The following is a 16422-nucleotide window of genomic DNA, read 5'->3' as shown; positions in this document are numbered from 1 at the left end:
TCACGCTCATTTTTATTATATCAATATAACTGATTTCGACATTCTCCATAATCTATCATCAAATATTGTCTTCGTTTTGCCCAAAAAACGTCACAATTTCGTCACTCTTTTTCCGTTCCGCTGCTTTCGGTATATCGTCAAAGTATCCCATTTGCAGCATGGAAATAATTCTTTCCCCTGATTTTACACCAAGCGCCTCACGGAATTCCGGCGCATCCAAGAAGTCGGGGGTTTTCCAGCAAGAGCCGATGCCATAATCCCAAGCAAGCAATTGGATGTTTTGGATAAACATACTCGCCGCGGCATAATCCTCCAAACGCTGCTTTTGACGAACATCTTCCGGAACAATAATAAAGGCATATGCTCCGGGCAGCGTGAATTTTTGCATTTGCTTATCCAGCGCTTCCTCAGAAAGCTCTTTCCATTTCGGTATCGCAATATCGCGCAAAAGCTTGTGCAATTCCAGAATTTCTTTTCCACATGCAGCAACTAGTCGCCAAGGTTCTCTATTTTTATGATTTGGTGCCCAAACAGCATCATTGACTATTTGTAGCAATACTTCGCGATCAACTGGTTGACCATTGAATTTTTTAATAGAACGTCTTTCAATGATCGCCTCGCGAACAGATAACGATTGTTGGTTCATTTGTTTCTCTCCTTAAAAGAAATTAACTGAATATAGAACGATTGTTATACGTTAACCTCATCACTAACCTTAACATACATTGTGGACATTTAAAATACACATAGCGCTCAGCCATTTTGATACATCCAATGCAAGTGTTGTTGCAAAATTTTAATTAAACACATCATCGATTTTATAGAAGTAGTATCGGATATTTGGTGTGTAGGCCAATGAGTTCGAATAGTCATAATGTCGATCGGCACTATCTGCTGTATGGGCATGGATGTAAGGAACCCCATCCACCATGCTTGTGACGAATGTCGTATGGTCCACTACGCCATTGCCCTGAAAATCGTAACAAATGACGTCCCCGATCTGCAGCTCGGAAGGGGAGCTCACCCGTGTTGCAGTGAGACCGGTCTTCGCATTTTCCAAATACCAGCGGAAGCTATGGGCAACCGACCAGCTATAGCTCCACGATTCTTTGGAATAATGCCCCCCCTCACCTCGTCCGCCCTTCCATGCGTCCGTAATCCACCATCCTCTTCCCCGATTCGGCGCACCGGACATAGGCGCCCCACCAGCCCGGAGACATTGCGAAACAAAATTCGTGCAATCCACCAAAAATGCCGGGTAATTGGGATTTTTCTTATTCCACCACGCTCTTGCATACTGTACAGCCGCCACACGATTATAATAAATTGCTATTTTGCCAAACCTCCTTTTCTTTAATTCTATGCGGATTTTCATCCATCTTTCGTCTTTCGGGGAGCGTTCGGCAGAATTGTTACAATTATTTAATAATTCGCTGTACCTAAAGAATTAGCACGGTTATTTTGTTACAATAAAACTAATTCGTTTTTACTGAGGGGTTATAATTTCACCCATAAATCCAGCTGGGAAGAAATATCTTGTAGTGGATATCCACTATTGGGGAATTCGGCTAATCATTATTCATACAGATTACCTTGGATGCACTTTTACGGATAAGAAAGTTTAGATGCCTTATCCTTGAGCATTTGCTTATATTAGATCACTTGAGTGAGAGGATGTTGGAATTGAGCCAGCACGCTGAAAGAGAATTAACTGAACTTACGAGGCTCTGTGATAAAAAGGGAAACTTAAATCCAGCAGCTATCGGTTTTGCTCGGAAACCGATCATCGATTGCAATTTATCTGGTCACTATTTAAGGAAGAAGAAGTGGAACAATTGGTATATTTATGGCGAGGAAATTTTATTTTCGATAAAAATTCTCCATTTTGATTACGCAGCGATTTGCTCTGTGAATTTCCTGGAATACGAAACGCAACGATTCTTTGAAAAAACATTGATCATCCCACTTGGCATCGGCAGTAAATTAAAAATGCCAAACAGGGTTTTGGAGCCTATTCAATTTAAAGACGATGAAGTTCAAATTAACATTACGTACTTTCAAAACCAGACCTTTTTAAAAGTAACGTCCGATGATTTTGATAGCGAACCGCTTCTTGCCGAGTTGACGATTCATCATCCACAAGAAGATGAATCGTTGAATGTTGTTGTGCCTTGGAACCGTCAAACATTCCAGTTCACTGCAAAACATCATACCTTACCAGTGTCGGGCTTTGTAAAGTTAGGATACCGGCACTACCATTTCAACGAGGAAGATTGCTTCGGGGTACTGGATTTCGGTCGCGGAGTTTGGCCACGCGAGGCGAGATGGAATTGGGCGATGGCTTCTCAACGTATCCGCAATCAACGAATCGGCATCAACTTTGGCGGTCAATGGACAGATGGAACGGGGATGACCGAAAATGCCGTTTTTGTTAATGGACATATGTTCAAAATTCATGAGGATGTCGTATTTAACTATGATCCTGCAAATTTCATGAAGCCTTGGTACATTACATCGAAATTTTCGGATACTATCATGCTAACCTTCCACCCATTCTTTGAACACAATTCACTGATGGATGCAAAGTTCGTGAAATCCAGCAAGCAGCAATTGATGGGCTATTATAATGGCCAAATCAAGCTCGAAGATGGCTCCACACTTTTGATCCAGCAAATGCTTGGGTATGTAGATGAGCAACAGGCAAAATGGTAAAAAAGAAGGCGATTGTTTATCCTATAAACGGTCGCCTTCTTTTATTATGAATTTATAGGCTTTGCTTGTACGGATTATTTATCGTGTTTCGTAATGATGTATGCAGGTTTCATCCCCACTCCAGGGGAATTACCCTTCTACCTGCACACTAGTATGTTTTATAAATGCCAGCATTTTCTCAGGTTCATCCGTGAACAGTGCCTCCACACCAGTACCAATCAGAAGTGCGGCATGCTCCTCCTCATTGACTGTCCATACACGTACGATGGAGCCCTTTTCAATGGCTTCCCGCACCGGCTGGCGAACGGCTGAAGGCAAGAATACATGTAACGCCTTCGCAGGAATCTTTTCTTGATAAGAAGCCACATCTAAAACTGTATTGACGAAAAGTGCGGCATTTTCAACATTTGGAGCAAGACGCGCGATACGTGCGACCGCCTCATGATCAAACGATGAAATGACCACCTGATCCGTCATTTCCAGCGCCTCTACTTCTTGAATCACCAATTCCTCCAATCCCGGGTAAGCAAATATATCGGATTTCAACTCTATGTTCACTCGTAGGTTTGTAGCTCGGAAAACTTCCAATGCCTCGGCAAGAGTCGGAATTTCCGCGCCGGCAAACTCCTCATCAAACCAGCTCCCATAATCAAATTCGCGTAACTCGGGCAGCGTCATATCTTTTACATAGCCGACCCCGTTCGATGTACGATTGATGGATTCATCATGAATGACGACGACTTGCCCATCTTTAGTGAGATGCACATCAAACTCCACCCCATCAATAGGCAGATCTGCGGCAGCTTGAAAAGCAGCCAATGTATTTTCGGGGTACTTTGCAGAATAGCCTCGGTGAGCATAAATTTTCATAACAGGACCGTCCTTTTAGCTTGATTTTTTTTGGTTTATCTCATCAATAGTTAATCCATGGACTATCTTATCAATATAAAATTAAGGATTCATGGTGGATATTTTAAATTTATGTAAATATCCTTTCCAATTCTCTTTCAATTAATGACCGGATCCGCTTTTCATCCAACTCCACCAATCCCATCAATATATGAAGCGCCAGCCCATCGATCAATGCGTGCAGATGTACGGTTTCTTCCTCCAAATTGATATCCTTCTTCAAAAGACCATCTTCATTTAACTTGTTCATCATCGTTACTATCCCCACATGAACCGATTCTTCCTGCAGCTCCTTTTTCCGTAATTTGTAAGAGATATATTCCAGCCATACTTGCATTTCGATTTTGCGTTTTCCAATCGGAATGAACTCCATCAGCATATTCAATACGAGTTGTTTTGGCGGCAAAGGGTGCTTCGTATGTTCCATCATTCGTTCAGTTACCTGTTCCTCGACTAACCGCATCGCAAACTCAAGTAACTCTTCCTGGGTATTAAAGTAATGTCGAACTGCCCCAAGGGAAAGATTCGCCTCCTTTGCAATCGAACGTACAGAAGCCCCCTCCAGTCCATCTTTTGCGATAACATTCCATGTTGATTTTGCGATCAACGCTTTTCTTTCTTCATGATTCACTATTTTTGGCATAAATTTATTATAACATTATTTAATACAGTTGTATTATTTAAAACATCATGCTATCATTTTAATACATTCGTATTAAATAAAACCATAAAAGGAGATTTCATAAATTGATTAAATGGATTATTGCTGCTGAAATATTGTTTTGGATTGCAATCTTGGCCGGCCTCTTTACACGTTATGTACTAAAACATAAACAGTTAAGTTACTTATTCTTTTTATTGACCCCCCTGATCGACCTAGCTTTGATCGCATTGACAGTCGTCGATTTGCAATCCGGTGCGGTGGCGACAACCGCACACGGCATATCTGTTATTTACATCGGCGTCTCGATTGCCTACGGTAAAACAATGATCGGGTGGGCAGACGATAAATTCCAAACCTATTTCCTAAAAAAAGAATCAACAAAAAAGGCTCTCTATGGCATCGAAAAAGGATGGCATGAATTAAAGATGTTGGGCCGCCACGTTTTCGCTTTCGCAATCGGCAGCGTAATCTTTTGGTTAATCCTTACGTATATCGATCCGAATTCTACCGAGGCAATGCGTAATGTTTGGAGAATTTGGTCCATCGCTTTACTGGTTGATGGCGTGATCAGCATCTCGTATCTTCTTTTCCCCAAAAAAGCCGATTTGAAATAAGCTTGAAAAGGTGTATGCCAGGAAATTCCACTTCCTCACATGCGCCTTTTTTTGTTTCCTATTTATGAAGTATGGCAGGCCCTTGCAAACGTCCAAACGGCTTTTGACAGTCGAATGTGCTACAATTTATCCGAATTATAATTCTGGAGGTCCTTATGGCAAAAAAGTTCTTTATCCTTTCGTTTATCTTCCTGTTATCTTTCGGGAATTGCACATTTGCGCATACACATATCGAAAGCTCTTCTCCCCAAAACGGGGAGGTACTGACCGAGCCTTTAAATGAAATTACATTGACTTATGAAGGTAAAATTGAACAGAGCAGCTCCTTCACGCTTGTAAATGATGAAGGTAAAGCAGTTTCTGTGGAAAACATCACTGTATCGGAAAATGTATTGTCCGGCACGCTCCCGGCACCTATCGATAACGGCGAATACCTCATTAAGTGGAATATTATCGGCGTCGATGGTCATTTAATCGAAGGAGAAATCCCTTTTACAATGAACGCGGCTGAAAATAATGAAAATGCATCTTTGGATGTGGAAGTCACAGATGAAACGAACAATTCGGCAACGGCGGAAACAAATCCTGCAAGTGAAGACACGGCGGATGATGAAACGTCCGACGATACTTCAACATCCTATTTAGTGCCGACATTTATCGGTATCCTTATTCTGATTGTTGTAGGAAGCTTCCTCTTCATTGCCAAAAGGAAGCAATAGAAGATGGTTGTTCTAGGGTTTTTAAGTCAGGCTTTCGTTTACCTATGTTTTTCCATCATCATGGGCAGTTTTATTCTTACGTTAATTCCTGAAGACAAGCGTCCGGCCATCATCATTCCAAAAGGTGCTCTGCTTATTACTTCAAGCGGGATTGCCTTGTTTTCATTTTTCCCGGTGCTGCAACTCATGGTGTATTTGGTGCCCAATATGGGACTGGGCGAAACTTTGCAATCTGTCCTATTGACGTTTGAGGTTGGGAAAGCATGGCTTTTCACATTCATTGTATCGATTTTCCTGTTCCTTTTTATATGCGTGATTGATTACCAGCACAATAAATTCATCAATTCCATTGGGATCGCAATTATCTTCCTTTTAATTCTTGCTTTAGGCTGGTCAAGCCATGCCAGTTCATATAATGTGCTGCCAGGTTTTATAGGGGATACTGTCCACTTCACTGCCGTATCCGTCTGGGCCGGTGTATTGATTGCCATCAGCATGTTTTCAAAAAGCCATGCCAACTGGGCGAACTTTTTAAAATGGTTCACCCCTGTTGCCATAGTATGCTTTACACTTACCATCGCAAGCGGACTGCTTTTGATGGACATCATCGTGGATGACTATGCTAATTCGCTGCCTATTTCTTATGGACAAACATTGTTGCTGAAACATTTATTGATTATTCCGCTCGTCGTTTTTGCTGTGGTGAACGGCCTATTGATGAAAAAGAGGGTTCAATCGGATGAGCGTTTCAACCCCTTGCCATGGATAAAAGCGGAGGGTGTCCTCATGCTGCTTATTTTTTCCGCTACTGCCGCTCTCGGCCAGCAATCACCGCCAAGAGACACCGCCATTTCAAGCAGCAATGTTTCGGTTTTCTTCCGCCTCGTTTACCAAGGGCACATCGAACCGAATATGCAAGTTCAATTCGCACCAAACGCGACTGCCATCATGCTTATGGTCGTCACCCTTCTATTCTTGGGATTAATGCTTTTTTCCTTCATAAAGAAAATGCCGGCCATCATGACTTTTCTGATGGGTATGTTCCTTGTGATCGGTGGATACCTGTCCGTGATGCTGAGTATCAAATAACTAACAATAGCCGCTTTCCATCAACATTGGGAGCGGCTTTTCATATGAAAAAAATTCATTGGCAAAACACAAGTGTATCTATAAAAAGATTGGACAAAACTTCACTTCATAAGGAAAATTTAGTAAGATAAATATCTAGCTTTTATGTACGTTATCCCAATTGAATGGAGGATTGATCAACAATGGGCGACCAAAATGAACGAAGCCAACGTCTGCTGCCGGAGTTCCAAAAAGAAGCTGAACGGCTGGAATACACCAAACAGTATATGGGTGAACTGCTTGAGGCGTCACAGCGGGATTTGAAAGCTGTCCAGGACAAAATAAAAGAATCGATGGCAAACCTCGAATATATCGATTCCAGTGATAGCTATATCAATATTTTAACGAATTCACGCTTCTTTGAATTAGCGTTAAACCAAAAAGAAAGCTTGGAAGCCATCAAGAAAAAACCTTATTTTGCGCGTATTCACTTCCAGCGAACCGGCGAACTGGAGGAGCTTTTATATATCGGTAAGACCTCCCTCTTCCATAACGAAACTTTCGAGCCAATCATCGTGGACTGGCGGTCACCAGTGGCCAACGTCTATTATGACGGCCGGCTTGGCGAAATTTCCTACCCCGTCCGTGATGAAGTGTTTACAGGGCACCTATTCTCAAAACGCCAATACAAAATTGAAGATGGCGAACTGTTAAGCTTCCAAGATGTCGATTTAACAACGAATGACGATCTCTTGCAGGAGGCGCTTTCTGGAAAAGCCGATGTACGATTGACCGAGATTGTCGCTACCATTCAAAAAGAACAAAATGAAATTATCCGCGCCCACCTGAAGCAGCCCATTCTCGTGCAAGGAGCAGCAGGAAGCGGAAAAACAACCATCGCCCTTCACCGAATCTCTTACTTCCTATATACAATGGGCGAACACTTCAATCCTGAGCAGCTTATGATTCTCGCACCTAACAAATTATTCATCGAGTATATCGGTGACGTCTTGCCCGAACTTGGCGTGGAGCAAATTTGCCAAACAACCTACGCCGAATACGTTCAAAATGCGACAGGGATCAAGCTGAAATTGCAAAACCCAAATGAGCAGCTTGAAACAATTGTAGAAGAAGGACTTGACGCACTCCCCTCTTTCAATATCGCTCAAATAAAGGGGTCCTTATTTTACAAAAAACTGTTGGACCGTTACATCAAGATGCATGAACAAACGTTGGCAAACTTATTTAATGAAGATGTATTTATTGAAAAATACCGCATCATGCGTGGAAGCCACTTGAAGAAGCTGTTTTTGGAAGAGTTTGCTTATATGCCAATTGAAAAGCGGATTGAACGCATTAAGAAGGTTGTGCAAACCGAGGTGAAACGCAAATCAAAAGCCGTCCTGTCTTCCTTGAATACCCGTTATGAAGATATGATCGGAAAAGCATTGAGCGGACTCCGGGATCCGGACAAAAGACGCCAAACCGTAACGAAATTCATCGATGAACGGGATGAGCGCATTCCGAAAATCACAGCCGAGGCAAAATCAACTGCCACTGTCTATATGAAACGCTTCGAGAAAGCGAAAATCAAGCAAATGTACCGCAAACTTTTAACCGATCGCCAGCTCTTGCAAGAACTGGCACCTGAATGGACATTTGACGAGCAGGAGAAATTTTTGCAAGCCCACGTGAAAGAAAAATGGGCATTGGAGGATTTAGCGGCACTCTATTACATGCACGCAAAAATCAAGGGCATTCAAGATCAATGGAAAATGCGCGTAGTGTTTATCGACGAAGTACAGGACTATAGTTTGTTCCAGTTAGCTGCTCTCTCGGATGGGCTTGAAACAGACATGTTCACTATGGTTGGGGACCTGGCTCAAGGCATCCACAGCTATCGCTCACTGACGGAATGGGATTCAGTCCTTGAACTATTCCCTCGCGCAAATTATTTCACCTTGCAGAAAAGTTACCGAACGACGATTGAAATTATGGAAGTAGCAAATAAAATCCTGGAGAAAATGGATGAAAGCCTGCCACTAGTTGAACCCGTTGTCCGTCATGGCAATGAACCGACTTTTGTGCAAAGTGCCCTCTTTGATTCAGAGAAAATGAACGAGTTATATCAAGCCATTAAACAAAATGGCCACAAATCCATCGCCCTTATTTGCAAAACTACGGCTGAGGCAACAAATTATACGAAGTTATTAAATGAAGCGGACGTTCCTGCCGAAATGCTGAACGACGACTCCGTGCTCGGCGGTGACAAGCTTCTCATTGTTCCAAGCCATTTGGCGAAAGGGCTTGAGTTTGACGCTGTCATCATCGCGGCATTTGACATTCCCTACTTTGATACAGCCATTGACCGGAAGCTTTTATACGTAGCCCTGACCCGCGCCATGCATGAATTGTATTTGGTAGGACCGGAATTGGAATTCTTTTTGCTTGAAGCAATTTAATAGCACATAGTTTAAGGGAAAGCCAGGGAGATTGGAAGCTGTTCAAAGTCTGTTAAGACCACGAACAGCTTTATTTCCTAGGGGGAATTCGGACGAATGAACGTTTCTTGGCATGTTTTTTCGGAAGAATTTGTCGGAGAAGCCTAAAAACGATACTTCTTCTTTTTGAATCTATCTCTCTTGTTTGAGGTAAGGCAGGAATTCTCATATGTCTCCACTCCTTTATTCTAAATATATTAAAAAAAGTTCCATATTATTCACTTGGCGCAAGTTTTATTATTCTATTATAGAAAAAAGGCCGAACCCAATAAAAATTGAACTAGACCTTCCATAAAATATTTATTCTACTTTGCCTTCCCACTTAAGCATGCCGCCACTCATATTTGTTACATCAAACCCTTGGCTTTCCAAGTATTCCGTTGCTTTTCCGCTTCGGCCGCCAGAACGGCAGACCATGATATACGGTTTGGATTTATCCAGTTCATGAGCCCGGAATTCGAGTAACCCCAACGGAATATGTGTTATTCCCGGAATATGCCCTGCTTGCACTTCATCCACTTCACGTACATCGACCAAATTCAGTTGTTCTCCATTTTCTAAACGCTGTTTCACTTCTTTAGGCGTAATTTCTTTCATCTTATTTCTCCCCCTTGAAATTCCAGTTGCTTAACCCACCACGGACATTGATAATTTTCGTATGCCCGCGTCTTTTTAGTTTTTTGCAAGCTTGGTTGCTCCTTATACCGGTTTGGCAAATGACAACGATTTCCTTATCTTTCGGCAAATCATTAAATTTCGATTTTAGTGGGATGTTTTGAAACTGTTGAATATGTTGCGTTTTGTATTCCATCGGAGACCGAACGTCTATAAACACCTTATTCGGGTCATGCAAGACATCTTTTAATTGCTTTGCGTCAATCGTTTGAATTCCCTTCGCCGGCGTCAGGCGATATACGAGAAACCCAACGAGAATAATGATCAAAATCCACTCTATCACTGGTTCCTTCACTCCTATTTATGCCTATTCGGATATACATAATTGTTTGTTTAAAACTATTATACACGAGAATTAGGATAAAACCTTCAGGAGATGTTTGACTCATAGTGATAAATTGCTCAAGGGATATTAACTAGTTTGATTAAATTTTGACTTTCCTTATTCCCCTTCCGCCAGGGAAAAACGGGCATATTCATGATATTTTGGTGTTTTGTCCAGATGTGTCTCATAAAGTACCACTTCATTGACCGTAAAAGAAAGCGGGTTTTCGAAATCCTTTAATGCGTCCATATTGAAGTCCCTCTCCCCTTGCCACTTCCTGGCCAATGTAATGTGGGGGCGAAACGGTTTTTTATCCAACTGGAAGCCAATATCGATGCACTGCCGGTGGACCTTCTTTTGTACGCTGTTCAAGTCCACCGATGCTTCAGTATCCGCCCAAAAAATCCTCGGCTTTTTATGCGGCCCAAATGTTCCGGTTTTATGCAGCCTTAAAGGGAACGGACGTTCATCTGCCAACACTTGCCCCATCGTTTCAACGACTTCCTGTTTCATGCTTTCTTCCGCAAAGCCTAAAAATGCCAACGTGATATGATAATCTTCGGAATGCACCCATCTGGCAAAAGGAAACTCCTGTCGGTTGTGCTCAACCCATTCATTTAAAAATCCCTTCACTTCTCCTGGCAGCTTAGCCGCCAAAAAATAATGATGTTTGTCCAATTATCTCCACTCCCCAAGATTCGGTCTGACTACATATTATTATAGTTCTCATCTCGATGGAAATTATGAAGAGATTTTATTTATTTTCCCCAGATTGCCCCTATCAAAAACCTAGTGAAAAGTTCAATATATGATGAATGAACTAATCTCAAAATTAAATTACCGAAATTCTATAAAAAAGAAAATAATATTTTCAAAACTATTACATCTGCCTTTTTTAAATTTCCCCTCCTGCATTTAATGTAATTAGAAAGAATGAAGGAGGTGAAATTGTTAATGTTTAATCTTCCTATTAACCCGAACGACAATCACAAACATGACTGTCATGATCATGACCATGACCACAACCCTAACCCTAGCCCGAGTTGGCGTGAACTTGGATTAAGACCGTTCGATAGAATTTCTGTAACATCTACATTTGGAACTGGTCAAGGTCTATTTCTTCGTGCGGAGGGTAATGTACTAGTCTGGATTACTGATATGTTTGGACCTGTTGCTGTTACCCGATCCATTTTAGAAAATGCCCACATTACTAAACTATCATAATGCCCTTCAAGTCAGACTACGAACTGCGTAGTCTGACTTTCTTTATATTCAAGCTTAGGCTCCTGCCCTGTCACATCCCCCCAAAGCTTCCATATAGTATGAATAACTATGTGCTTAAAAAGACAGGAGAATTCACATGGATAACCCCATTTACTTTTCACCGATGGCAAATAATTTGTATAGGTTAAGTGATGATTCTCAAATAGAAGCCAACAACCAAAGCTATTTTGCGTCGGATCGACTAGGCGAGTTTATGCTGAGCACACAAGAACAGCATGAGCAATTATTGGAACAGCACGACCACATGATAGAACAGCTTGAATGCCTCAATGAATGCCTTCAGCAAAATTCCTTGCAGCAGCAGTTCCAACAAGGCCGTCTAAACTCCAGCTTGGATATGCTATCGAACGGCTATCATTCATTGGAAAAAAAGATCACCCATGAGGTGCAGCACGTAAACATGAAGATGGATTCACTCACGGAAGCTCAACGCCTGCAGCGAAGCCTCATGATGAATAGTCAATCGATGTTGTTGGATTTAGGAACATTGCCCGGCCAAATGACTACATTATCAAGTCAGCTGCAAGAATTAAGGTCACTTCCTAACCAAATTGAAGAATTGAGAACATTACCTAGTCAAGTTAAGGAACTAGGAAACTTGCCTAATCAAATCAAAGAACTGAAAACATTGCCTGACCAAGTCAAACGGGCACAGGATAGCTTGTTATCCAGTCAAAAGCTTTTGCAAAGCCAATTGATGGAACAACTGAACAAATTGACTGACGCCTTGCAATCCAACCAAGGCGATTTGCAAAACAGCCTCGAGGATTTGGAATCAGGATTGCTTGAGGAATTAAATGAACACCGAGAAGGAACTTATAACTCTATTTTAGACACTATTAATCAGTTAAAGGTACTTATAGAGAAACAAAGCCCTTACGATTATTTTCAATTCGGGGACCGCATCACCATCATTGATAGAAACGGCAATACACTAACAGGCGTTTATATTGAAAATACGGAAGATGATATCATTTGGGTAAATGATGCTACGATGAGACTAAGCTTTACGAATACTAAAGGAATGACAATCAGTAAAACTTAGTGAAACTTCACTTTCACTTTTCGGTGGATGTGTTTTTTTATGGAGTATGAATGTCTTGGGGCATTACCGTCTTTTCAAGGGGCAAAGCGAAGTTTTCTTATGACTTTCATGCTCTTGGCCACCTTTTGTTGAAACCGAAGAGATTTGTCCATTAGCAGCTCTCTATTAGACACTTTCCTGCATTACCAAGATAACTTGTCCATTAGCAGCTCTCTATTAGACACTTCTTTACGAAACCAACAAAACTTGTCCATTAGCAACGCTCTAAAAGACACTTCTTGCAATACCTACAAAACTTGTCCATTAGCAGCTCCCTATTAGACACTTTCTCGCAATACCTACAAAACTTGTCCATTATCAGCTCCCTATTAGACACTTTCTTGCAAAACCAAGAAAACTTGTCCATTATCAGCTCCCTATTAGACACTTTCTTGCAAAACCAAGAAAATTTGTCCATTAGTAGCTCTCTATTAGACACTCCTTTACGAAACCAACAAAACTTGTCCATTAGCAGCTCTCTATTAGACACTTCTTTACGAAACTAACAAAACTTGTCCATTAGCAGCTCTCTGTTAGACACTTCTTTACGAAACCAACAAAACTTGTCCATTAGCAACGCCCTAATGGACATTTTCTTCCGAAACCAACAAAACTTGTCCATTTGCAGCTTTCTATTAGACACTTCTTTACGAAACTAACAAAAATCGTCCATTAGCAGCTCTCTATTAGACACTTCCTTACGAAACCAACAAAACTTGTCCATTAGCAACGCCCTAATGGACACTTTCTTACGAAACCACCAAAATTTGTCCATTTGCAGACAAATTCCATTCGTTTACTAGCCGCAATCCTACTCCAAAACAAAAGCTCTGAGCGTCATTTTTGACCTCAGAGCTTCCCTATTATTTACGACACAATCTTCAGCCCGATACTTGCACAGAGAATAATGAAAATACATAAAATTCGTTTCCACTCTTTGGATTCCCCATAAAACAGCATCCCGACGATTGTGCCCCCGACGACCCCGATTCCGGTCCAGATTGCATATGCCGTCCCCATTGAAATGGTGTTCATTGAGTAGTCTAGAAGAAATAAACTAATACAAAAGCCTAGCACTAAAAAAACAAGAGGCTTCCAATTTCGGCTGACGCTGTATTGATTCATCATGGCCACACCAAATGTTTCAAATGCCCCCGCTACGATTAATGCAACCCATGCCATTATGCCTCCGCCTCCTTTTGATCATCTGTTACTAGCTTCAATCCAATGACGCCTACTAATAACAATACGATTAATAAGATTTTTATAATATTGAATGGTTCCCCGAAGAACAGGATTTCGGAAAGAACCGCCCCCGCCGTCCCCAGACCTACAAATACGGCATAAACCGTCCCTGTAGGAAGTGTCGAGGTTGCCTTGATCAATAAATAGTTACAAATGACAATCGCGATGATCGTCCCTGCCCATTCCCAGAACTCATCTGCGTGCGCCAAACCAATGACCCAGAATACTTCAAGCAGTGAAGCCAGTAAAACTTTCAGCCAGGATTTCATGCTAAATCCACTCCTTCATCTCATTTTTCACGAAAAAAAATCCCGGAAGATATTTTAATAATATCTCCCAGGATTTTGGCCTTCCGTGTCACGCTGTGCGTAGTTTTCTCTCGGACCAGACCATCGCAGCACGATACGGAACCCTAGAAAACGTTTCTCTTCATTCAATTGTCTTGTATTATGTCACATAATCCCGGCAATTTCAAGCTCGCATCTTTAGGATTCCGACCTTTGTAACCCCTCTGTTAGGTTAACAATAGTTTTCAAAAAACAAAGATTTCCGATATGATTAAAAGAAACGATGCGTGCAAGGAGGGGCGAGATGGATAGAGAGAACGGGAACGATTTTGAACCGATCAGTGAAGAGGAATTAATTGAATTAGTCCTTGAGGAACAGAGAAAAGCACTCGAAAAAGAACGGGAAAAGAGATTATCCGGAGTACAGGAAACGAAGAAAAAGCCCAAGCCTGTCCGCCTTTTTGCCTGGGTCATGGCCCTGATGCTCGCATTTAGTACATTCGCTGTCATTTTTGAAATCTTCTCCATCCCGGCGATCGAGTTTTTAAAAACATCCGCAAAACTTTCCGGGCAAGACGATATTCAAACCTATAAGCAAGCCGTTGTAGAAATTCAAACGAACGATAGTAAAGGAACGGGATTTGCCATTTCAGAGGATGGCCATATTGTAACGAATGACCATATAATCGAAGATGCCCTTACTATCACTGTTATTTTCCCGGATGACCTTTTATTAAAGGGAGAAGTGATAGCGAGCTATCCGGACATTGACTTGGCTATCGTGAAAGTGGAAGGGGAAGAAAAGCTCCCCTATTTGACGCTCGCTGATTCTTATACACCTACTGAAAATGAGCCGATTTATTTTATTGGAAATCCGCTATATTTTACCGGGATCGCCAATGAGGGCAAGGTGATCGATTATAGGAAGCTTTCCGATTGGGATGAAGAAGTGATCATGTTGGATGCACCGGTCTATCGCGGGAATAGTGGAAGCCCGGTGATCAATCGTGAAGGACAAGTGATCGGCATTGTGTTTGCAACACTTGATGATGATACATATGGACGCGTCGGATTATTTGTCCCTGTCGACCTATTACAAGAGCAATACCCATTTTAGTTCAATCTGAAAATAATAATATCCCTCACCTTGATTTCATTTTATAGCTCGTGGGATTTGATGGATTAAGCCCTTAATCCGGAATTTTTGTCAACCACATTTACAAAAATGGTTTTTCAGTAAAATATAAAGTACTTGCATCATCTCTATATGCAAGTACTTTTCTCTTTAAATTATTTCGCTACGCTTTCCAAAACGTCATCAATCATTTGATCATTTGCAATGGCCCCGGTGTATAACCAGCTTGTGTCCGCCCCAAATTCATACACATTTCCTGCTTTCACCGCGGGGATGCTTTGCCATAATGAATCACTTAATGCCGCACTTTCACTGCCATCGCTGTTTACCAAGAATAGATAATCTGCATCAAGTTCCACTAGTTTTTCAAGCGATACCGCGTTCCAGTTATTCTCCCCACTGGCCGAAATCTCTGCCACCACTGCAGGTACTTCAAATCCTAAATCATTATATAAAACATCCCCGCTTGATAATTCTTTATTAACCACAAAGAAGCTTCCTCCAACCAACCAAATCGCAGCGGCCGATTTCTTGCCTATTTTCTCCTCAATCCGAGCTTTTGCTTCCCCTGCTTTTGTTTCATAATCAGCAATGACTTGTTCGGCTTTATCTTCCTTTGCAAAGATGCCGCCTATTGTTCGCAGCTCTTCTCTCCAATCATTGTTCATCTCGGCCCCAATCACATAAGTAGGAGCGATTGCACTATATTGGCCATATTTTCCGCCCTCCACCATACTTGGCGAATCCATAATGATTAAATCAGGCTCAAAACTTTGTACTTCTTCAAAAGGAAGATCATAGTTGATTAAATCGACATCTTTTAAGTAATCCTGTAGATATCCCTGGATACTTGCCCCTTCATTCAGCGACCATTGTGCAATAGGTGTGATGCCGAGTGCCACCAATGGATCTTCCAAATAAGATGCAAGTACACGTTTGGGATTCTCGGGAATTGCGACCTTATTCCCCAATGCATCCGTTAATGTGCGGGTACCGGGTTGTTCTTCTCCTGTTGATACTTCACTAGAGGTAGAATTATCTGTTTTGGGTGTATCTTCAGCTTGATTTCCACATGCTGCCAATCCTAATGCCAAAACGCCAAAAGATGCTATTGTTAATAGATTTATTTTGGGGAAAATGCTCATTTTATCCCTCCTGATTTAGTTAATACTTGATGATTGTCACTTAATACATGCTAAG

At 41.6% G+C, this 16422-nt stretch carries 17 protein-coding genes and 1 riboswitch; of the genes, 7 read left to right on the top strand and 10 right to left on the bottom strand.

Annotated features, from left to right (window positions below):
- Positions 1-58: 58 nt before the first annotated feature.
- Positions 59-646, bottom strand: coding sequence for a nitroreductase family protein (locus CD33_RS07705; RefSeq protein WP_036199764.1), 588 nt, complete (start codon positions 644-646; stop codon positions 59-61).
- A gap of 150 nt (positions 647-796) precedes the next feature.
- A complete protein-coding gene (locus CD33_RS07700; protein ID WP_235863350.1) occupies positions 797-1375 on the bottom strand; it encodes an amidase domain-containing protein in 579 nt (192 codons plus the stop codon).
- Positions 1376-1683: 308 nt separating this feature from the next.
- Between CD33_RS07700 and CD33_RS07695 the strand changes: the two genes are divergently transcribed.
- The gene (locus CD33_RS07695; RefSeq protein ID WP_036199761.1) at positions 1684-2712 is read left to right on the top strand and encodes a DUF2804 domain-containing protein; all 1029 of its coding nucleotides are present in this window, start codon (positions 1684-1686) and stop codon (positions 2710-2712) included.
- A 129-nt stretch (positions 2713-2841) separates the two neighbouring features.
- Here the strand turns inward: CD33_RS07695 and CD33_RS07690 are convergent, their stop codons facing one another.
- Together CD33_RS07690 and CD33_RS07685 are read right to left on the bottom strand one after the other, a co-directional pair.
- On the bottom strand, positions 2842-3582 hold the full coding sequence (locus CD33_RS07690; RefSeq protein ID WP_036199760.1) for a glycerophosphodiester phosphodiesterase: 741 nt from the start codon (positions 3580-3582) through the stop codon (positions 2842-2844).
- A gap of 109 nt (positions 3583-3691) precedes the next feature.
- Positions 3692-4264: a TetR/AcrR family transcriptional regulator gene (locus tag CD33_RS07685; RefSeq protein WP_036199758.1), complete on the bottom strand. Its 573-nt coding sequence runs from the start codon at positions 4262-4264 to the stop codon at positions 3692-3694.
- A gap of 104 nt (positions 4265-4368) precedes the next feature.
- On the opposite strand from CD33_RS07685, the gene CD33_RS07680 reads away from it, so the two are divergent.
- The 4 genes from CD33_RS07680 to helD all read left to right on the top strand — a co-directional run bounded on the left by CD33_RS07680 (position 4369) and on the right by helD (position 9148).
- Positions 4369-4899 carry a hypothetical protein gene (locus CD33_RS07680; RefSeq protein ID WP_036199756.1) on the top strand — a complete coding sequence of 177 codons (531 nt, stop codon included), beginning with the start codon at positions 4369-4371 and terminating at the stop codon, positions 4897-4899.
- 155 nt (positions 4900-5054) lie between these two features.
- Positions 5055-5618, top strand: a complete 564-nt coding sequence (locus CD33_RS07675; protein ID WP_036199754.1) for a copper resistance CopC family protein — start codon at positions 5055-5057, stop codon at positions 5616-5618.
- A 3-nt stretch (positions 5619-5621) separates the two neighbouring features.
- On the top strand, positions 5622-6707 hold the full coding sequence (locus tag CD33_RS07670; protein ID WP_036199753.1) for a CopD family protein: 1086 nt from the start codon (positions 5622-5624) through the stop codon (positions 6705-6707).
- Between the two features lie 182 nt (positions 6708-6889).
- Positions 6890-9148, top strand: coding sequence for an RNA polymerase recycling motor HelD (gene helD / locus CD33_RS07665; RefSeq protein ID WP_052130094.1), 2259 nt, complete (start codon positions 6890-6892; stop codon positions 9146-9148).
- A 339-nt stretch (positions 9149-9487) separates the two neighbouring features.
- Here helD and CD33_RS07660 read toward each other — a convergent pair whose 3' ends face one another.
- The 3 genes from CD33_RS07660 to thpR form a co-directional block, all read right to left on the bottom strand.
- Positions 9488-9784, bottom strand: coding sequence for a rhodanese-like domain-containing protein (locus CD33_RS07660; RefSeq protein ID WP_036199751.1), 297 nt, complete (start codon positions 9782-9784; stop codon positions 9488-9490).
- A gap of 1 nt (position 9785) precedes the next feature.
- Entirely contained in the window at positions 9786-10145 is a 360-nt protein-coding gene (locus tag CD33_RS07655; RefSeq protein WP_088291757.1) for a rhodanese-like domain-containing protein, read from the bottom strand.
- 159 nt (positions 10146-10304) lie between these two features.
- On the bottom strand, positions 10305-10865 hold the full coding sequence (gene thpR, locus CD33_RS07650; RefSeq protein ID WP_036199749.1) for an RNA 2',3'-cyclic phosphodiesterase: 561 nt from the start codon (positions 10863-10865) through the stop codon (positions 10305-10307).
- A 682-nt stretch (positions 10866-11547) separates the two neighbouring features.
- Here thpR and CD33_RS07640 point away from each other — a divergent pair.
- Entirely contained in the window at positions 11548-12516 is a 969-nt protein-coding gene (locus tag CD33_RS07640; RefSeq protein ID WP_036199744.1) for a hypothetical protein, read from the top strand.
- Between the two features lie 906 nt (positions 12517-13422).
- Here CD33_RS07640 and CD33_RS07635 read toward each other — a convergent pair.
- Entirely contained in the window at positions 13423-13737 is a 315-nt protein-coding gene (locus CD33_RS07635; RefSeq protein ID WP_036199742.1) for a DMT family transporter, read from the bottom strand.
- A complete protein-coding gene (locus CD33_RS07630) occupies positions 13737-14069 on the bottom strand; it encodes a DMT family transporter (protein WP_036199740.1) in 333 nt (110 codons plus the stop codon). Before CD33_RS07630 ends, CD33_RS07635 begins: the two co-directional genes overlap by 1 nt.
- A gap of 62 nt (positions 14070-14131) precedes the next feature.
- Positions 14132-14227: riboswitch (guanidine-I (ykkC/yxkD leader) on the bottom strand.
- Between the two features lie 164 nt (positions 14228-14391).
- On the opposite strand from CD33_RS07630, the gene CD33_RS07625 reads away from it, so the two are divergent.
- The gene (locus tag CD33_RS07625) at positions 14392-15204 is read left to right on the top strand and encodes a S1C family serine protease (RefSeq protein WP_036199738.1); all 813 of its coding nucleotides are present in this window, start codon (positions 14392-14394) and stop codon (positions 15202-15204) included.
- Between the two features lie 173 nt (positions 15205-15377).
- Here CD33_RS07625 and CD33_RS07620 read toward each other — a convergent pair whose 3' ends face one another.
- Complete coding sequence (locus tag CD33_RS07620; protein ID WP_036199737.1) at positions 15378-16367, bottom strand: ABC transporter substrate-binding protein; 990 nt, start codon at positions 16365-16367, stop codon at positions 15378-15380.
- Between the last annotated feature and the right edge of the window lie 55 nt (positions 16368-16422).

This window comes from Ureibacillus sinduriensis BLB-1 = JCM 15800 (assembly GCF_000772955.1).
In the GTDB taxonomy this organism is placed as follows: domain Bacteria; phylum Bacillota; class Bacilli; order Bacillales_A; family Planococcaceae; genus Ureibacillus; species Ureibacillus sinduriensis.
The sequence above is the reverse complement of the archived record's forward strand: the minus strand, read 5'-3'. Positions and strand labels throughout refer to the sequence as shown.